Source organism: Arthrobacter sp. TE12231 (assembly GCF_054062895.1).
The window spans coordinates 345,859-363,405 of record NZ_JBSSFS010000001.1 but is presented as its reverse complement, the minus strand read 5'-3'; the positions used below and the strand labels follow the sequence as shown (position 1 = coordinate 363,405).

General features: G+C 65.9%; 16 protein-coding genes. 9 read left to right on the top strand and 7 right to left on the bottom strand.

Annotation, left to right across the window (positions count from 1 at the left end):
* Positions 1–15 precede the first annotated feature (15 nt).
* The 4 genes from ACVWYS_RS01580 to ACVWYS_RS01565 form a co-directional block, all read right to left on the bottom strand.
* The gene (locus ACVWYS_RS01580) at positions 16–1,071 is read right to left on the bottom strand and encodes a Gfo/Idh/MocA family protein (RefSeq protein WP_456509233.1); all 1,056 of its coding nucleotides are present in this window, start codon (positions 1,069–1,071) and stop codon (positions 16–18) included.
* Entirely contained in the window at positions 1,071–1,850 is a 780-nt protein-coding gene (locus ACVWYS_RS01575) for an amino acid ABC transporter ATP-binding protein (RefSeq protein WP_456508212.1), read from the bottom strand. The genes ACVWYS_RS01580 and ACVWYS_RS01575 overlap by 1 nt, the downstream gene beginning before the upstream one ends.
* On the bottom strand, positions 1,847–2,635 hold the full coding sequence (locus tag ACVWYS_RS01570; RefSeq protein WP_116766251.1) for an amino acid ABC transporter permease: 789 nt from the start codon (positions 2,633–2,635) through the stop codon (positions 1,847–1,849). The genes ACVWYS_RS01575 and ACVWYS_RS01570 overlap by 4 nt, the downstream gene beginning before the upstream one ends.
* A 112-nt stretch (positions 2,636–2,747) precedes the next feature.
* On the bottom strand, positions 2,748–3,596 hold the full coding sequence (locus tag ACVWYS_RS01565; protein WP_456509116.1) for an ABC transporter substrate-binding protein: 849 nt from the start codon (positions 3,594–3,596) through the stop codon (positions 2,748–2,750).
* A gap of 204 nt (positions 3,597–3,800) precedes the next feature.
* On the opposite strand from ACVWYS_RS01565, the gene ACVWYS_RS01560 reads away from it, so the two are divergent.
* The 3 genes from ACVWYS_RS01560 to ACVWYS_RS01550 all read left to right on the top strand — a co-directional run bounded on the left by ACVWYS_RS01560 (position 3,801) and on the right by ACVWYS_RS01550 (position 6,863).
* A complete protein-coding gene (locus ACVWYS_RS01560) occupies positions 3,801–4,883 on the top strand; it encodes a LacI family DNA-binding transcriptional regulator (protein WP_456508211.1) in 1,083 nt (360 codons plus the stop codon).
* 134 nt (positions 4,884–5,017) lie between these two features.
* Complete coding sequence (locus tag ACVWYS_RS01555) at positions 5,018–6,313, top strand: cation:proton antiporter domain-containing protein (protein WP_456508210.1); 1,296 nt, start codon at positions 5,018–5,020, stop codon at positions 6,311–6,313.
* A 346-nt stretch (positions 6,314–6,659) separates the two neighbouring features.
* Entirely contained in the window at positions 6,660–6,863 is a 204-nt protein-coding gene (locus ACVWYS_RS01550; RefSeq protein WP_116766255.1) for a hypothetical protein, read from the top strand.
* A gap of 55 nt (positions 6,864–6,918) precedes the next feature.
* Here the strand turns inward: ACVWYS_RS01550 and ACVWYS_RS01545 are convergent, their stop codons facing one another.
* Positions 6,919–9,099, bottom strand: a complete 2,181-nt coding sequence (locus tag ACVWYS_RS01545) for a leucine-rich repeat domain-containing protein (RefSeq protein ID WP_456508209.1) — start codon at positions 9,097–9,099, stop codon at positions 6,919–6,921.
* 247 nt (positions 9,100–9,346) lie between these two features.
* On the bottom strand, positions 9,347–9,949 hold the full coding sequence (locus ACVWYS_RS01540) for a TetR/AcrR family transcriptional regulator C-terminal domain-containing protein (RefSeq protein WP_456508208.1): 603 nt from the start codon (positions 9,947–9,949) through the stop codon (positions 9,347–9,349).
* A 137-nt stretch (positions 9,950–10,086) separates the two neighbouring features.
* Between ACVWYS_RS01540 and ACVWYS_RS01535 the strand changes: the two genes are divergently transcribed.
* The 4 genes from ACVWYS_RS01535 to ACVWYS_RS01520 all read left to right on the top strand — a co-directional run bounded on the left by ACVWYS_RS01535 (position 10,087) and on the right by ACVWYS_RS01520 (position 13,913).
* On the top strand, positions 10,087–11,544 hold the full coding sequence (locus ACVWYS_RS01535) for an APC family permease (RefSeq protein WP_456509232.1): 1,458 nt from the start codon (positions 10,087–10,089) through the stop codon (positions 11,542–11,544).
* A complete protein-coding gene (locus ACVWYS_RS01530; protein ID WP_456509231.1) occupies positions 11,534–13,153 on the top strand; it encodes an amidohydrolase in 1,620 nt (539 codons plus the stop codon). The genes ACVWYS_RS01535 and ACVWYS_RS01530 overlap by 11 nt, the downstream gene beginning before the upstream one ends.
* Before the next feature lie 326 nt (positions 13,154–13,479).
* On the top strand, positions 13,480–13,686 hold the full coding sequence (locus tag ACVWYS_RS01525; protein WP_116766260.1) for a hypothetical protein: 207 nt from the start codon (positions 13,480–13,482) through the stop codon (positions 13,684–13,686).
* The gene (locus ACVWYS_RS01520) at positions 13,683–13,913 is read left to right on the top strand and encodes a hypothetical protein (protein ID WP_133247492.1); all 231 of its coding nucleotides are present in this window, start codon (positions 13,683–13,685) and stop codon (positions 13,911–13,913) included. Before ACVWYS_RS01525 ends, ACVWYS_RS01520 begins: the two co-directional genes overlap by 4 nt.
* Before the next feature lie 81 nt (positions 13,914–13,994).
* Here ACVWYS_RS01520 and ACVWYS_RS01515 read toward each other — a convergent pair whose 3' ends face one another.
* Complete coding sequence (locus ACVWYS_RS01515) at positions 13,995–14,636, bottom strand: TetR/AcrR family transcriptional regulator (protein WP_456508206.1); 642 nt, start codon at positions 14,634–14,636, stop codon at positions 13,995–13,997.
* 135 nt (positions 14,637–14,771) lie between these two features.
* Between ACVWYS_RS01515 and ACVWYS_RS01510 the strand changes: the two genes are divergently transcribed.
* Complete coding sequence (locus ACVWYS_RS01510) at positions 14,772–15,815, top strand: agmatine deiminase family protein (RefSeq protein WP_344366969.1); 1,044 nt, start codon at positions 14,772–14,774, stop codon at positions 15,813–15,815.
* Positions 15,815–17,536, top strand: a complete 1,722-nt coding sequence (locus ACVWYS_RS01505; protein WP_456508205.1) for an amidase — start codon at positions 15,815–15,817, stop codon at positions 17,534–17,536. The genes ACVWYS_RS01510 and ACVWYS_RS01505 overlap by 1 nt, the downstream gene beginning before the upstream one ends.
* The last annotated feature ends 11 nt before the right edge of the window (positions 17,537–17,547 follow it).

Below are 17,547 nucleotides of genomic sequence, written 5' to 3'. Positions count from 1 at the left end.
CGGGGCGCAGTGTGGCTAGGCGAAGGCGCGGATCGTGTCGATGACCTTCAGGACTTCGAGGGACTCTGCGGGGTCCACGGGTAGCGGGCCTTCGCCCCGGAGGGCTCCTGCCAGCCGGGTGTAGAACTCGGGATAGGCGCCCGTCTGGGCAGGGACGGGTTGGGTGGCGCCATCGACGCCGACGCGCCCCCAGGATTCCTCGGGGTCGACGCCGTACGCGGGATCCGAGGACGTCATGCCGGCAGCGAGGGCCGGCTCCTGGCTGTCCAGGCCCCACTTCGTGTAGCCGGCCTCGGAGCCCGCGACATGAAACCGCGGGCCCACCTGGGCCGCCATGCCGTTCATCCACAGCCGCGATCGGACCCCGGATTCATGGAGCAGGGACACGAAGGCCTCGGTGTCGGCGCCGTCCGGGTCCGGGCCGCGGTTCGCGGTCTCCCCATAGCTTTCCGTCACAGCACCAAAGAGCTGGATGGCCTGGTCGATCAGGTGGGCGCCGAGGTCGTTGAGGATGCCGCCGCCGTCGGACACTGCCGCGGTGTCCCGCCAGTTCCCGAAGCCTTCCGGCCGCCACCACTCAAAGCGCGACTCGAAGGTGCGGACCTCCCCCACTGCGCCTTCCCGGAGAAGCCTGCGGAGCGTCAGGAAGTCGGCGTCCCACCGCCGGTTCTGAAATACCGTGAGCTGCACCCCGGCGTCGGACGCCCGGGCGATGAGCGCCTCGCCCTCGGCCGCCGTCGTGACGAACGGCTTGTCCACCACCACGTGGAGGCCACGGGCCATCGCGGTTGCAGCGAGGTCGAAGTGGGTCAGCGGGGGCGTGCCGAGGACCACGAGGTCAAGGTCGCCGGCGAGGTCGAACAGGGCCTCCGGCGTCGGGACGATCCGGGTGTCAGGGTAGAGCCGTGCCGCTTCCGCAGCGCGGACCGGATCCGCCGTGACGATCACGTCCAGCGAGTAGCCGGGATGCGCCGAGATCAGCGGCGCATGGAAGACTTTGCCCGAGATTCCGAAGCCGACGACGGCGGTGCGGACGGGTGCCGCTCCTGCGTTTCCCTTGAGGGTCTCCATCAGAGCACTTCCGAGAGGAAGCGCTGGAGGCGTTCGCTTCGGGGGTTGTCGAAGAGGTCGGCGGGGGATCCGGACTCGACGACCTCTCCTTCGTCCATGAAGACGACCTGGTCGGCGACTTTGCGGGCGAATCCCATCTCGTGCGTGACCACAAGCATGGTCATGCCGCGGCGACCCAGGCCTGCCATGAGGTTCAACACCCCTTTGACCAGTTCCGGGTCCAGGGCGCTGGTGGCCTCGTCGAAGAGCATGACTTCCGGTTCCATGGCCAGGGCGCGGGCGATCGCCACGCGCTGCTGTTGTCCGCCGGAGAGGTCGCGGGGGCGGTGGTCGGCGCGTTCGGCGAGGCCGACCTCGGCGAGGCGGCGGCGGGCGCGTTCCCTGGCTTCGGCTTTGGGCATGCCTTTGACGCTCCAGAGGGCCAGGGCCACGTTCTCGAGGGCGGTGTGGTCCGGAAAGAGGTTGAAGTGCTGGAACACCATGCCGATGCGGGCGCGCAGGATGTCCGGCTTGACCGCCAGGGCGCTCTCGCCGGCCAGGAGCACGTCCCCGCTTTTGGGTTCGTGCAGCCGGTTGACGCCGCGCAGGAGGGTGGACTTGCCGGAGCCGGAGGGCCCGATGATGCACGTGGTGGTGCCCGGTGCGACGGTGAGGCTGACGTTGCGGAGCACCTCGATGTCGCTGTAGGCCATGGTGAGGTTCTTCAGTTCCAGGCTGGAGCCGTGGAAGGTCTCGATGTCCGGGGCGGTGTTCTGTGTGGTGTTGCTGGCGAGGCTCATGTGTTGCTCCCGGTGGTCAGCGGCGAGGCCGCGGCGAGTTCCTTGACTTCCTTGAGACCGCTGCTGGGTGCGGCGGGGCGGCGCCGGCCGGTGCGGAAGCGGTTGTCGAAGTGGTTGACCAGGTGGGTCAGGGGCACCGTGATCAGCAGGTAGAAGATTCCGGCCATGACCAGGGGCGAGAGGTTGCCGGAGAGGACGGCGGCGTCCTGGCCGACGCGGAAGAGCTCCCGTTCGGTGACCAGCAGGCCCAGAAAGTAGACCAGCGAGGAATCCTTGACGATCGCGATGAACTGGTTCACCAGCGCCGGGAGGACCCGGCGGACGCCTTGCGGAACCACCACGAGGGCCATGGATTTTGCGTAGCTCATGCCCAGGGCACGGCAGGCCTCTCCCTGGCCTTTGTCCACGCTCTGGATACCGGCGCGGAAGATTTCGCCGATGTAGGCGCTGGCAATCAGGCTCAACGCGATGATTCCCAGGGGGTACGGCGACGGGCCGAAGATCGACTGGCTGAAGCGGGCGAATCCCTGGCCGATCAGCAGGATGGTCAGGATGGCCGGGAGGCCGCGGAAGAGGTCCGTGTAGATCCGCGCCGGGACCCGCAGCCACTTGGAGGGGGATATTCCCATCACCGCAACGATCATGCCGAGGGCAACTCCGATGATCGTTGCCGCGATGGAGATGATGAGGGTGTTGAGGAGACCGACTCCCAGAAGCTGGGGCAGGACTTCGGCCATTGCGTCGAAGTCGAAGAAGGTGCGGGTGATGGTGCTTAACCAGTCCATGGTTGCTCTCAGACGTAGGTAGCTTGTGGATCCCGGACGGGCCGCGCTGCGCGGCCCGCCCGGTCAGGTGGCCGCCGGGCTAGGTCCCGGACGTGCCTCGTTGTGGGGACGCTTATTTGCTGGGGGCCGGGCTGGCCGTCTGTTCCGCCTTAGGCAGGTACTGCTCGGGCATCGGGGAGCCCGGGAACCACTTCTGGTAGAGCTTCTTCCAGGTGCCGTCCTCCATGGCTGCGGCCAGGCCCTTGTTGAGGGCGTCCTTGAAGGCGGACTTGCCCTTGGCCACGGCAAACCCGGCGGGGGCATCGAAGGACGGGATGTCCGCTGCGCTGACCAGGCCGTACTGCGTTTCATAGGCCTTGGCGGCCTCGTAGTCCAGGAAGTGCGCATCGACGGATCCGCTGTTGACGGCGGCGATTGCGGTGTTGTTGTCCGGGAAGCGCACCAGGCTCGCGGAAGTGAAGTTCTTGACGGCGTAGGCCTCCTGCAGCGTTCCCTGCACGACGCCGAGTCGCTTGCCGGCGAGCCCGTCGGCGCCGGTAATGCCCGAGGTCTTCGTGGTGATGACCGTCAGATATCCGGCGAGGTACCCATCGGAGAAGTCGACGGTCTGCTTGCGCTTGTCCGTGATTCCAATGGCCGCAACGCCGGCGTCGAACTGACCGTTGGAGACGGCGGCGAGCAGCCCGGAGAAGTCCTGTCCGGTGAAGACGACCTTGTCGATTCCGGCGCGGTGGGCGACGTCCTTGAAGAGCTCGACGTCGAAGCCCGTGAAGTTCCCCTGCGCGTCGGTGAAGGTGTAGGGCTTCGAATCGCCCAGGCTGGCCACGCGAATGGTGCCGGCCTCAATCAGGCCATAGGGGTTGTCCGCCGGCGAGGACGCTGCGGAGGAGGTTCCTCCGCAGCCGGACAAGGCCAGGACCGCGGCAACAGCGGCGGCGATGAGCGCCACCGGGCGGCGCATTTTGTTTCCTGTGTTCACAGCGTTTTCCAATCGTGGGAGTGAGGGGCGAGGTGGGCGGGCAATTGGCCCCCGGGTTGCGGACTGTCGATGCGAGCCTTGCTGAGTCCGGTCTCAGTCCCTAAGATTGAGACCGGACTCACATCGATTGCTAGAAATGTAATCGAAGCCACATGGGGCGTCAAGAGTCCGCTACGAAAGGCCGTAATGAATAGTGATGCTTCCCGGCGCCGCGATGTCACTGTCGCCGACGTCGCCAGAGCCGCCCAGGTTTCCAAGGCCCAGGCTGCCCGCGCCCTGGGCAACTACGGTGCCGTGAGCGACGACGTCCGTGAGCGGGTGCTGGCCGCTGCCGAGGAGTTGGAGTACCGGCCCAACGAGCTCGCCCGCAGCATGAACACGGGGAAATCGCACACCATCGGGGTGGTGGTCGGCGACATTGAAAACCCCCATTTCGGCCTCGCCACGCGGGGCATTACCGACACCGCCAAGCGCAGTGGTTTCAACGTCATCCTGATCAACACGGATGAGGATACCGAGGCGGAAATCGATGCCGTCCGGGTGCTCCTGGACAAGCGCGTCGACGGCCTGATCGTGGCACCGGCGTCATCCGTGGAAACGCAACATTTACGCCGCGTTCACGAATCCGGCCGCCCGCTGGTCCTGCTGGACCGCAAGGCGTCGGGGCTCGACGTCGACACCGTGGCGGTGGACATGGAGGGCATCTCGCACGACTCCACGAGCTACCTGATCGGGGCCGGACACCGGAGGATCGCCTTCGTCTCCACCCTCAAGACGGACGAGCCGTACCGCGACGGCATGGTCCTGGACTCGTCCCAGATCTCGGACCGGCGCGACGGCATGAAACGGGCGTTCGATGAGGCGGGTCTGAACCTGCCGGACGATCTGATCCGCCTCAACGCCGGCGACAACGAGTCGATCAAGAAGATCACCCGCGAGCTGCTGCAGCGCCCGGATCCGGCGACGGCGATCATCGCCTCCGACGGCCTGATCGGCCTCAGCGTCGTTGAAGCCATCCAGGAGTTGGGCCTGCGGATTCCGGACGACGTCTCATTCCTCATGTACGACGACTTCGCCTGGACCCGCCTCACCACCCCGCCGCTCACGGTCATCGCGCAGCCCGTCTATGACATGGGTGTTGCGGCCGCGGCGGCCCTGATCCGGCAGATCGAAGGCCGGAAGGTGCCCGCGGCCGTGCCGGAGTTCACGGCCGAACTGATCCGCCGCGGCTCGGTCGCAGCCCCGCGGGTGACCGGCGTCGGCCACTAATCTGCGGCCGGCCAGGGCCCCTAGGGACTTTGGACACGGGCATCGGCAGCCCCGCCGCGCCTAAAGTTGAACATGGCCTGTTCCGACACGTCTCATGACGACTCCGGGGGCACGGAGGCGGGCACCGATCCGTCATGGAACTGACGGTCATAGTCCTGATCACCGCCGCACTGTTCGCGTGGGCGCTGGTATCGGCGCGGCTGCAGCAGGCGGACCTGACCGCTCCTATAGTGTTCACTGCTGTCGGCACGGGCCTGGCCTGGGCCGGGCTGGTCGATGCCGCGTCGCCCCCGGCGGCCATCACCCCGGTTGTCGAGGTTACCCTGGTGTGGGTGCTGTTCTCCGACGCCGCCCGTCTGCCCCTTCAGGAGTTGCGCCGGGACGTGGGCCGCTATGTGCGGTTGCTGGGAATCGGCCTGCCTCTGACGATTGTGTTCGGGTGGGTGCTGGCCGCCTGGTTCTTTCCTCAGTTCGGACTGTGGCTGGCCCTGCTCGTCGGTGCGGCGCTGGCCCCTACTGACGCCGCGCTCGGGATCCCCGTGGTGACGAATCCGGCGGTGCCGTCGCGGATCCGCCAGCTGATCACCGTCGAGAGCGGCCTCAACGACGGCATCGCCACCCCGGTCGTCATGGTCGCGATCGCCGGCGCGGCCGCCGCCGCAGGTCTGGAGAGTGCAGCTGGTCCCGGCAGTGCCGCCGTCGAGCTGCTTATCGGCGCCGGCGTTGGCGCGGCAACCGGCGCCGTGGGCGGGTGGCTGCTGCAGCTGGCCCGCCGGCGCGGGACGAGCGCCGAGGACTTTGCCGGTGTCGGAGTCCTTGCCCTGAGCCTGCTCGCCTACACCGCCGCCCTCGCTGTGGGCGGCAACGGATTCGTCGCCGCCTTTTGCGGCGGTCTGGCGTTCGGCACGTGCGCCGGTCAACGGGCGCCGGCCGAACTGGTCTTCGTCGAGCAGATGGGCGGCTTGGTGTCGCTGCTGGTGTGGCTGGCCTTTGGAGCCATCACCATTCCGACCATGCTGGCGCACTTCGTCCCCCTGACCATCGTGTATGCCGTGCTCAGCCTCACGGTGGTGCGCATGCTGCCGGTGGCACTGGCCTCGCTTGGCGCCGGACTGGACCGGCGCACCGTCCTGTTCGTGGGCTGGTTCGGTCCGCGCGGCCTGGCGTCCCTCGTGTTCGCGCTGCTGGCGCTGGAAGCCCTCGGACCAGCGTCCGACCAGGCGGTGGCCGTCATCGCCGCCACCGTGCTGCTCAGCGTCCTGGCGCATGGCTTCAGCGCCGCGCCGCTGGCCGCCCGCTACGGCAGAGCCGCTGCCGCAGCAGGGCCGGAGCCGGGAGGGCCGGTGCCGGTCACCCGCGCTCCGGCCCGGGGCCTGAGCCGCAGGCACACGCCCACGGCACTTTTCCCGCGGAAGCGCCCCCGTCTGTAGTCCGAACGGACCCTGCGCGACGCCGTCGCAGTTCGCGCCACGCCGGTGCCTGTGATGAGTCTCACGCGCTATTTTCGCCATCTGGCTTGAGACGTCTGCGCGGCGCTGTGCACTATGGAAAGGCAGGGCAGGGAGCATTGCTCCCGGTCACGCGGCCCCGATGTTCGCTCCGACGCCACGCGTCCGCAGTGAACCGGGGGCACCCATCCTGGTGGACGCAATGAGGCCAAACCGGTGAGCTCGCAGAGCTGCCCAAGGTTTCAGGCGTTCCTGGTTTGGCCCCACGGCGGCTCCGCATCGGTGCGGCAGCCGGACATCCGGATTCATGAAATGGAAGCACTGAACAATGACGTTTGAAACTGCCACCTCTGTAACCCACAAGCTCTGGGACCGCTCCACGATGCACCACGAGCTGGACGCCCTGATTCACGACCTCTCGGAGCGCCACAACACCGCCAAGAGCAACATCGCGGTCCACGCCAGCGGACCGGGCACCTTCACGCTCAGCCTGAACCACGGTGCAGCAAACCTTGAGGCAGTTTCCGCCTAGCAAACACACGGAGGACGACGGCGGGAGTTGACTCCCCGCCGTCGTCCTCTGGCATTTAAGGCAGGACGTCGCACGTGGTGAAGCCGGAGTTGCGCAGGAAAGTGGCGCCGGCTTGTGTGACCGCGGTGTCTCCGTCCAGCACGGCCGTCCAGATCAGGAAGTTGGCTGCCTCACTAACCAAGGCGATCAGCTTCGCCCCCTGGGGCAGGGGTCCGTCCGCCCCGAATCCCTCCAATGCCAGCGGCCCGGAGGGCTCATCCCCCACACTGACCAGACTCCACTCGTCGTCGAGCGTCTCGGTGCCGCGCACCAGATGGACAGCAAATTTGGGCGACAAGCCAATCCTTGCCGCAGTGCCGTGAAACTGCGCATCCGGCCCGTCCTTCACAACGCCCCAGCGCACGTTGAATTGATGCAGGGACAAAAAGGGATTGGCAATGCCCTGGATATCCTCCAGGCCGGTGGCGACTTGGAGCGGATTGTCGTGTGTCTCCACGCTCCAGACTCCGAATTCGGTCTTTGCCATCAGATGTCCGACCGGTTTGGTATCAGGCCAGATTGTGAACTTGACGTCGGTCAGGCACAGGGTCTTCAGGTTCTTCGCCGCTGCCAGCGGGGAAATATCGGCGATCCGATTGCCGCCTATATTCAACGACTCGAGATTGGGACAGCGCCCGAGCGGCGCGACGTCGCTTACGTCATTGTCCGAAACGTCGAGTCCGCGCAGAAAGGTAAGTCCCGCGACCGGTTCCAGCTGGCCTATGCGGTTCCCCGAAACATTTACGTGCTGAAGCTTTCCCAGCTGTTCCATGCCCTGCAAACTCATCAGGGCGCCGTCGTTGTTTCTGCCGGTGATTGATAGTTCGGCGAGCCGGTCCCTTGCGATCATCGTCGGAAGATGGGCGATCGAGGTAATTCCCATATTTTCCGGGTACCACTCGATCGTGAACTTATCCAGCTCGCTGACGACTTGCGCAAGCGCCTCGCCACGCAGGTGCTCCGTCTTCAGTTCGTCGCCGCCAGGATCCACGATCCCTTCGAGATTGTCGATCCGGCCGGCAACAGCGAAAGCGATCTGGTTTACCAGCTTCCGGTCGTCGGAAAGTATCCCCGGCTGATTCCGTTTCTCATACCAGTCGGCGTAGCTGCCCTCCACGCCGCCGATCCGCCGATGCAGTTCGAGAGTGGGAAATTGCAGCGGGGGGTCAGCCGTGGCCGGGTCAAAGAGTTGAGGTGGATCAATTTCACCCCTCGACAGGCGAACGGCATGACGAGTAGCCGCGTCCGTCGCACGCGCATAGGCCTGTGCCGCGGCCTGGAGCTCGGCGCTGGGAGCAGGATTTTCAAAGAACTCCGGATGTTCCGCCGCAAAGGTGAAGTCGTTGTACTTCTGGAGATAAGCGAGCCTTTGGCGGTCAGCGTCAGCCGTCGCTACGAGGAAGGCTTCCTGCTGAACCTTCGTAGGAATCGGAATCGGCACGGTGTCATAAGTGGCAACTTCAATTTCGTACGGGAAGGGGTGGTTGGCCACAGCCGTCGGGAGTGACTTGAGGCGTTCTTTCACCTCATCAACGGTCATGGTTGTCCCGATTTCCTCTTGGCCCTCTCCACCCTTCTGATAGAACACCACATGCAGTTCGGCCCGCGACTGGGACTGGTCCTTATGCTCGTTGAATTTGCCGCTGAAGGAGCCGGCCCCAATCGCGCCGTTGATCTCCGCCTGCAATGTCACCGCAAGATCGGTCTGCACGGCCGTATCCAGTGACGTGATTCGCAGCACCGCGAAAAACTCCCCGCCACGAAATTGTCCCCGCACGAACGAGTCACCGTACGCCCTCGAAAACGCTTCAAACTGACTGGCTGTCAGCAGATCTTTCGCGTCTTGCTTGATGCGAAAGTTTCGTCCGCGCACGATCTGGTTATTGACGACCATTTTCGCTACGACGAACGTTGAAACGGAGTTGTAGGAGGTACTCTTCGAAAAGTCGACCTTGAGGCTTGCAGATGCAAATCCGTAGCGCCCCTGCGCTTCCGCGGATACGCCCAACGACTCCATCAGCGACTCATGTGTTGTGATGATTTCGGCGGTTGCCTTGGCCTCCTGCCCGGACAGGCGCGACGGTTCGTCAAAGTCCAATGCGGTGCCTATGGCCAGGCCGCTGTCACTGTTGAACCCCATCCCGATGTCTTCCCCGTTGTAAGTCAGGACGCGCACTTGGGGTAGTGGTGTGCTCATAACCCAGACCTTCCTCCGTGCCGGCCGCATGCCATAACAGGCCCCACGCAACGACGTGCTGGCCTCAACAATCCAGGCCTGTTCCGGCGTTCGGCTGCCGGTGTCAGCGGCTGAGCTAATTATGGACGACGCCGCCTGCCCCGTCACGATGTCCAGGAATCACCGGCGGCAGAAGAACTCCGGCTTCCAGCGCGGCCAGAGCTTGGTCTGATTCCGCCCTGGCGGGCTCTTGGCCGTATCGACGCCCCTAGAGCCGGGCGCGCAGTCCTGCGATGATCACGTCGAGCCCGAAGTTAAAGGCGTCTTCTCCCCGCTGCCGGGGTGGTCCGGCATGTTCGAGCGCGCGTGTGAGCGCCGGGAACCCCTCGCCCGACGGCGCCCACACGACGTCGGGCGCGGCCAGATCAAGGGCCGCACCGAGGGCGAAGCTGTCGATGGTCGTGATGGCCGAGACGACGTCCTTTCCCTCAAAGCCAGCGCCCTCCAGCGCCAGGGCCAGATCCTCATACAGGCCGATGACCTTGGCGTCCTGCACAGTCTGCAGGACCATCAGCGGGGCCAGCCTGGGATGCCGGGCGAACGCGTCACGGTAGGCGCGGATCACTACACGGAGGGTGTCTTCCCAGCTCAGCCCCTGAAGTGCGGGATATGGGGTCTCGCTGATGATACGCCGGCGCATCAGCTCAAGGATCTCCTCCCGTCCGCTGACGTGGTTGTAGATCGATGACTGGCTGACTCCGATGCGCCGCGCCAACTTCGGCAGGCTGAAGTCGCCGGTCTCATCGACCAGTTCGAGGCTGGCGGTTACGAGTCCGTCGATGGATATCAGCGGAGCGAGCGGGCGGCCCATGGGGATTCTCCAATCAGTGGCTCCTAAGAACCTACACAATTTTTGGGACTCAGTATTGTGCGCCGGGTCACAGGGGCCCATAATAAACGAAAGGCTATCGTTTATGAGAGCTCCTGACCCCTCCAAAGGAACCCCACATGTCCGACACCCAAACACAGCCGTCCAAGACGGCGGCCGAGAACGGCCTCAAACGCAATGCCATTGGCACAGGCGGCATCGCCTTCCTGGTCATTTCCGCGGCCGCCCCGCTAACCGTGATGGCCGGCGTCGCGCCGGTTGCCATTGCGACCGGCGGTATAGGTGCCCCCGCCGGCTATCTGATCGCCGGCGCGGTCCTCACGATCTTTGCCATCGGCTTCATGGCGATGACCCGGCACGTCAAGGCTGCCGGAGGCTTTTACACCTACATTTCACTGGCCATGGGCAAGACGGTAGGTCTGGCCTCCGCCGTGCTGGCGATTGTCTCGTACAACTGCCTTCAGATCGGCGTTTACGGGCTCTTTGCGGTGCAGACCCAGTCCATGCTTCATTTCATCTTCGGTCTCGACGTCCCTTGGCCGGTCGTGGCGCTCAGCGCCGTGGCCGCCGTGTGGTTCCTCGGTTACCGCGGCATTGATGTCGGCGCCAAGGTGCTCGGGGTCCTACTGGTCGCCGAAACCGCCATCCTCGCAGTGATGGGCGCGGGCATCCTCTCGCACGGGGGTGCCCACGGGATCAGCGGCTCCTCCTTCACCCCGGAGAATGCCTTCAACCCTGGAGTACTGGCAATTCTGGGCATCTGCTTCGCCGCGTTCATGGGGTTCGAGTCCACCGTTCTGTACCGGCGGGAGGCGCGGAATCCGGACAAATCCGTCCCCCGGGCGACCTTCATCGCTGTGGGCTTCATGTCCGTCTTCTACGCCTTCATTGTGTGGAGCGTGGTCCAGGCGTACGGTGACGGCGACGTGGTCCAGGCGGCGGGACAGCTTTCCAACGGAATGTTCTTCGCGACCATCAACCAGTACGTCGGCCCATGGGCCGAGGTGGTCATGTACGTCCTGATTGTCACCAGCGTCTATGCCTCCCAGCTGGCGTTCCACAACGCCATCAACCGCTACGTCTACATGCTGGCCCGCGACGGCGTCCTGCCGGCGTTCCTGGGCAGGACCCACTCCAAATACAAGTCCCCGCACCGTGCCGGCCAACTGCAGTCCCTGCTCGCCGCCGTCGTGATCATTGTCTGTGCAGTCCTCGGCGCAGACCCATACCAGCAGCTGTTGATCTGGGTAAACACGCCCGGCATCTTTGGCATCGTCGGGCTGCAGGGCCTGGTCTCCGTGGCCGCCTTCATCTACCTTCGCCGGAACCCCGCGGCGGTAACGAACCGCCTGGTCGTTCCGCTGAGTATCGCCTCCGCCGTGCTGCTCTTCGCCGTCGTCGCCATGATCGCGGTCAACATCGAGCTGCTAACCTTCGCCGACACCCTGACCAACACCATTATTTTGCTGGTCACTCCTGCCGTCTTCCTGGCGGGACTCCTCACCGCCCGCAGGCTGCGCACCCGGCGGCCCGCGACCTTCGAACGCATAGGAAGTTTTGAAATCCATGAATCCTGATCTGATCCTGCTCGCCGACACCGTCCACACGCTGGACGGCACGCCGGAACCGGTGCAGGCGGTGGCCGTAGAGGACGGCCTGATTGCCGCCGTCGGCAGCCGCACCGACGCCACGGACTGGCGGACGGCCGGGACCCATGTGCTTGACCTGGGTGCTGCCACGCTGACGCCAGGGCTGGTGGACAGCCATATCCATCCGGTCCTTGGCCTCGATATGACCGGCGGCCGGGATCTCTCCGGCGCCCGGACCCTCACCGAGGTGCGCCAACTATTGCACGCTGAGGCCGCCGCCGCTGCACCGGGCGGATGGGTGCGGGGTTGGGGGCTAGACCCCAACGTCTTCGGCTCATCGCGCGTGCACCGGGAGGCTGTCGACGACGTCGTCGCCGGACGCCCCACCCTGATTCGACTCTTCGACGGGCACTCGGCGCTGGCCAGCGTCCGCGCCTTGGAGCTTGCCGGCGTCACCGGCCCGCGAGTCTTTGAACAGGCCTCCGAAGTAGTCTGCGACGACGACGGGGTGCCGACGGGACTGCTACTGGAGGCGGCGGCCGTAGACCTTGTGGAGCGACACGCGCCAACGGAGCCGTTCGCAACCCGGAAATCCCGGCTGGCGGAACTGCTCCGCCGCTTTGCCTGCTCGGGGCTCACCGGCGGACACGTCATGGACCTCGGTGCGGGATCGCTCGAACTCTACCGCGCGCTGGAGAACGACGGCGACCTGCCGCTGCGGCTGCGCTGCGCCGCCTGGTGCATGCCCGGAAGCGGAGAGACGGAGTGGGCGGAACTTGCGATGATGCTCCGGGAGGGCGGCCGCCGCTGGTCGGTGGATGCCATCAAGCTCTTCGTGGACGGAACCATTGACAACGGCACGGCCTGGCTCTTCGAACCCGACTCCTACGGCCAATCCACCGCACCCTTCTGGCCGCGCCCGCAGGAGTATGCCGAAGCAGTCCGATACTTCGCCGGTCGCGGCATTCCGACTGCGACCCACGCGATCGGGGATGCCGGCGTGGCACATGTGCTCGACGCCCTGGAATCGCTGCCTTCCTCGACTCCCGCGACGGTCCACCGGGTGGAGCACATTGAATCCATCCCGGACAACCTGATCAAGCGGTTCGCCCGACTGGACGTCGTGGCGAGCATGCAGCCGACTCACTGCACCCACTACTCACGGGCGGACCACAGCGACAACTGGTCCACGCGGCTGGGCAGGGAGCGGGCCGACCGCGCCTGGCGCTGCCAGGACCTGCGCCAGGAGGGAGTGACGCTGGCCCTGGGGTCGGACTGGCCCATCGCACCGTTCGAGCCGTTGCCGATCATGGCCGACGCCCGTTTGCGACGGCGTGCCGGCCAGCCGGACGAGTCGCCCATCGGGCCAGACCAGGCGCTCACAGCCCTCCAGGCCCTGGAGGGCTACACCTCGCACGCCGCGCGCGCGGCGGGCCTATTCCACAGCACCGGATCGATATCGGTCGGCAAACGCGCAGACTTCACTGCCTTTGAATGCGATCCGCTAACAGCAGACCCCGATGACTTGGCCGGCAGCAACATCCTGGGCACGGTCGTGGACGGAGATATCCAATTCATGCTGGACCGGGTGGAATAGCACAGCGGCTGTAAGCACTACGGCGGGTGGAATGCTCAGCCATGGGCTTTTCCACCCGCCCTATCGAGTCGCGCGGCATATTTGTTCACACTCCCCTCACCCGGTTGACAGCCTCACAGCCTTGAGCCAATAATGAACGTCATTCATTTATTTGCACGCTCCTCTTCTGCCTGCACCGGCAAGCGGCGTCGCAGGCCGGCCGTCAGGGCGTTAGCCCCACTGGGGACGGTGCGCTGGCCGCAAGAAACACGTCCGGGCCCGGAAGCGGACGTCATCGTGCGTGGACTTGCACCGCACCAACACATTCCTCGAAGAAAGGCGACATCATGAGCGACGATCACGACTGGAGCAACCTGGTCGGCAGGCCGGTGGAGGTATGGAAGGACGGGCATCTCATCCGAACCGGCTATGTGGACGACGTCGCCCAGGCTGCAGGCGCCCTATGGCTCGCAGGCCACGGCGCGGACAGGCGGGCTCTCTATCAAAAGGCAGACGGCTATTCCGCCAAGCCGGTATGCGAGGCGGCGCCGTGAATCTCTTGGCCGGTACCGAAACCGTGCAGAGCATTGAGGTCCTCGCCCAGGACCGGGAGTCGATGGACCGCGGTCTCAATGCCGCGGTGGAACTGATGACGGAAGTCGCTGTCGGGCTCGCCACCCATGGCATCCTTGTGAGCCGCCTTGACGACAGGCTCTTCCGCGTCGGGTTGAGCGAGCTTGTCCCCTTCGGCTACACGGAACAGCGCGACTGCCGACCGTGATTCCCTGCCGTCCGCACCGCCCCGAAGGCGGTGGCGTGCGGTCCCCAATCAGGCGGCCGGCGCGGCTGAGGCAGAAAGGCATCAGTCCTGGGAAGAACCGAGCTGCTGCAGCGAACCGCGCGCCGCACCCACCATCCCTTCGACCGCGCGGGCCAGGTGGGTGCCGCGGTCATTGACGCCGTCCCAGCGCACCAACGCCTGGGCGTTCAGCCCGTCGATCATCCCCAGAATCTGCCAGGCGACGGATGCGGCGTCGGAGGTCTCGAACTCACCGGCCGCAATACCGGCCTCCACCACGCCTTGCAGCATGGCCTGCCAAGCGTCCATCTGATCGCGGACGCATACCGCCAAAGCCTCGTTGCGCCGGCCCATGGTCCAGGCATCCACCCAGACCGCCGTGACGTCCAGGCGGCCGCTGTCCAGCAGCGTGTCTAAAAGGTAGGCAAGCTGCCCGCGGGCTGACGGCATCCCGTCCAGGGTTGCCTGCAATTCCGCTGCTTCCGCCGAGACGATGCCGGTGAAAGTGGTCGCCACAAGGGCCTCAACATTGGGCTGGTAATGCGCCACCAGGCCGGAAGCCACCCCCACGCGGGCCGCCACATTGCGCAGGGTGATCGACCCGAGCCCCTGCTCGAGGGCGATAGTCCGGGCCGCCTCTGAAATCTCGCTGGCCCGTTCCCCTGGCGCCTTTCGGACGGCGCGTTTCCTCTGTGTGCTTGACATCACCTAACAGTCTAGAGTAATTTTCAACCTTATTGATCGATTGATCAATAACGGCTTGGCGTCGTTCCTATGCGCGCCCCTCATTGGGGAGGAGGCGTGCAGTGCCGGCGCAAAAAGGACTAAGGAGCCCTTCTCATGGCGTGGAGAATGCCCGCTGAAACCGCACCTCACGATCGAACCTGGATGGCGTTCCCCCGCACCGGCCTGACCCTGGGCGACGACGCCGCTTCAGCCGAGGAGGCCTATGCGGCCTGGACGGCCGTCGCCCACGCGGTTGCCGAATTTGAGCCGGTCACCATGGTGGTGGATCCCAGCGAGCGGCAGCGGGCTGCCGACATGCTCGGCAGCGGCATAGAACAGCTTGAAGCCCCATTGGATGAGTTCTGGATGCGCGACGTCGGACCGACCTTCGTCGTCGACGACGAACGTCCCGGCGTCCTCGGCGCGGTGGACTGGGTCTTCAACGGCTGGGGTGCACCCAAGTGGTCCGAATGGGAGAAGAGCGCCGGGATGGCGCGCTTCGTGGCCGAAAAGTCCGGTGCTGAGCTCGTCAGCTCGCTGCTGGTCAACGAGGGCGGCGCCATGCACGTCGACGGCGAAGGCACCGTGCTCGTGACCGAAACCGTGCAGCTGGACCCGGGCCGGAACCCGTACGCGGACAAAGCCCGCGTCGAAGCAGAGCTGGCACGCACCATCGGCGCCCGCAAGACCGTCTGGGTGCCGCGCGGCCTGACCCGCGACTACGAGGATCTGGGCACCCGAGGCCACATCGACATGGTGGCCACCCTGCCCTCCCCCGGCCGGGTCCTGCTCCACACCCAGATGAATCCGGAGCATCCTGACTACGAGGTCAGCCGCACCCTGCAAGCGTTTTTCGAAACCCAGACGGACGCCGCAGGCAGGCCGTTCCGGATCCTCCCGCTGCCGGCCCCGCAGACACTGCGCGACGAGGAAGGCTACGTGGACTGGAGCTATGTCAACCACCTTGTGGTCAACGGCGGCGTGATCGCCTGCGGCTATGGCGAAGACAGGGCGGACGCGATGGCCGCGGAAATCCTTGCGGAGGCATACCCGGGGCGCCGCGTGGTGACCGTGGACGCCCGCCCGATCCTGGCCCGCGGCGGGGGCATCCACTGCATCACCCAGCAGCAGCCCACGCTCGACGGGCCGGTGGCGTGATGGCGGGCTTCGACGTCGTCGAGGCGTCCATCGCCCAGTTGCGTGACGCCTTGGAGTCCGGCCGGGCCAGCAGTGAGGAACTTACCCGTTCCTACCTTGAGCGCATCGCAACCTACGACCACAACGGCATCACGCTGAACTCGCTCGTCGTCATGAACCCTGACGCTCTGGCGGATGCCCGTGCCTCTGACGAGCGCCGGGCCGGGGGCACGACGCTCGGGCCGCTGGACGGCATCCCGTACACGGCCAAGGACAGCTATCTGGTGAGGGGCCTTACCGCCGCGGCCGGTTCGCCTGCTTTCGAGCATCTCGTAGCACAGCGGGATGCGTTCACCATCGAACGCCTGCGGGCGGCAGGCGCGGTGCTCATAGGCCTCACAAACATGCCGCCCATGGCCAACGGCGGAATGCAACGCGGCGTCTACGGCCGCGCAGAGAGCCCCTACAACGCCGATTTCCTCACGGCGGCATTCGGCTCCGGCTCCTCCAACGGTTCTGGCACCGCGACGGCGGCAAGCTTCGCGGCGTTCGGCCTTGGGGAGGAGACGTGGTCCAGCGGGCGCGCGCCGGCGTCGAACAACGCGCTGTGCGCGTACACGCCCTCGCGAGGGGTCATTTCCGTCCGTGGCAACTGGCCGCTGGTGCCCACCATGGATGTGGTGGTGCCGCACACGCGCTCCATGGCAGACCTGCTCGAGGTGCTCGACGTCATCGTGGCCGACGACGCACAGACCCGCGGCGACTTCTGGCGGGTCCAGCCGTGGGTGGACATCCCGGCCGCCTCGGCGCTCCGGCCGTCCTCCTACCCTGCGCTGGCGCCGGCAGATGCCGACGACGCACGCTCGGTGTTGAAGGGCAGGCGGCTGGGCGTGCCGCGGATGTACGTCAACGCCGACCCCGACGCCGGCAGCAGCGAGAAGCCCGGCATCGGCGGGCCGACCGGCCAGCGCATCCACACCCGCGGCTCGGTGATGGAACTGTGGGAAGCGGCACGGCGCGATCTTGAGGCGGCCGGCGCCGAGGTTGTGCTGGTCGACTTTCCGGTGGTGTCCAACTATGAAGGAGACCGCCCCGGGGCACCCACGATCGCCACGCGCGGCCTGGTGAGCCCGGAATACCTGCAGCGGGAAATCCTGGATCTCTCGGCCTGGGCCTGGGAAGACTTCCTCGCAGCGAACGGCGACCCTGCCCTGAACACTTTGGCTGCGGTGGACGGCGCAACGATCTTCCCCCATCCGGACGGGGCGCTCCCGGACCGCTATGCCGGCTTTGATGACGACATCGCCAACTACCCTGGATACATCCGCAAGTACGGCGCCGCATCGTTGACGGACATCCCGCATCTCAAAGGTGGCCTGCAGGGCCTGGAGGAGACCCGCCGCGTGGACCTGGAGGCATGGATGGACAGACTCGGACTGGACGCCGTGCTGTTTCCCGCCGCCGCGGACGTCGGGCCCGCGGACATGGACGTCAACGAGGCCTCGGCGGATCTCGGCTGGCGCAACGGCGTCTGGGTCGCCAACGGCAACCTCGTGCCGCGCCATCTGGGCATCCCGACCGTCACTGTGCCCATGGGCACGATGGCCGACACCGGCATGCCCGTTGGCCTGACCCTCGCGGGCCGGGCCTACGATGACACCTCACTGCTGAGCCTGGCCGCCGCGTTTGAGGCAACGGGTTCCCGCCGGACAACTCCCCCACGGACGCCCCGGCTGACGTAAGCGAGACCGGA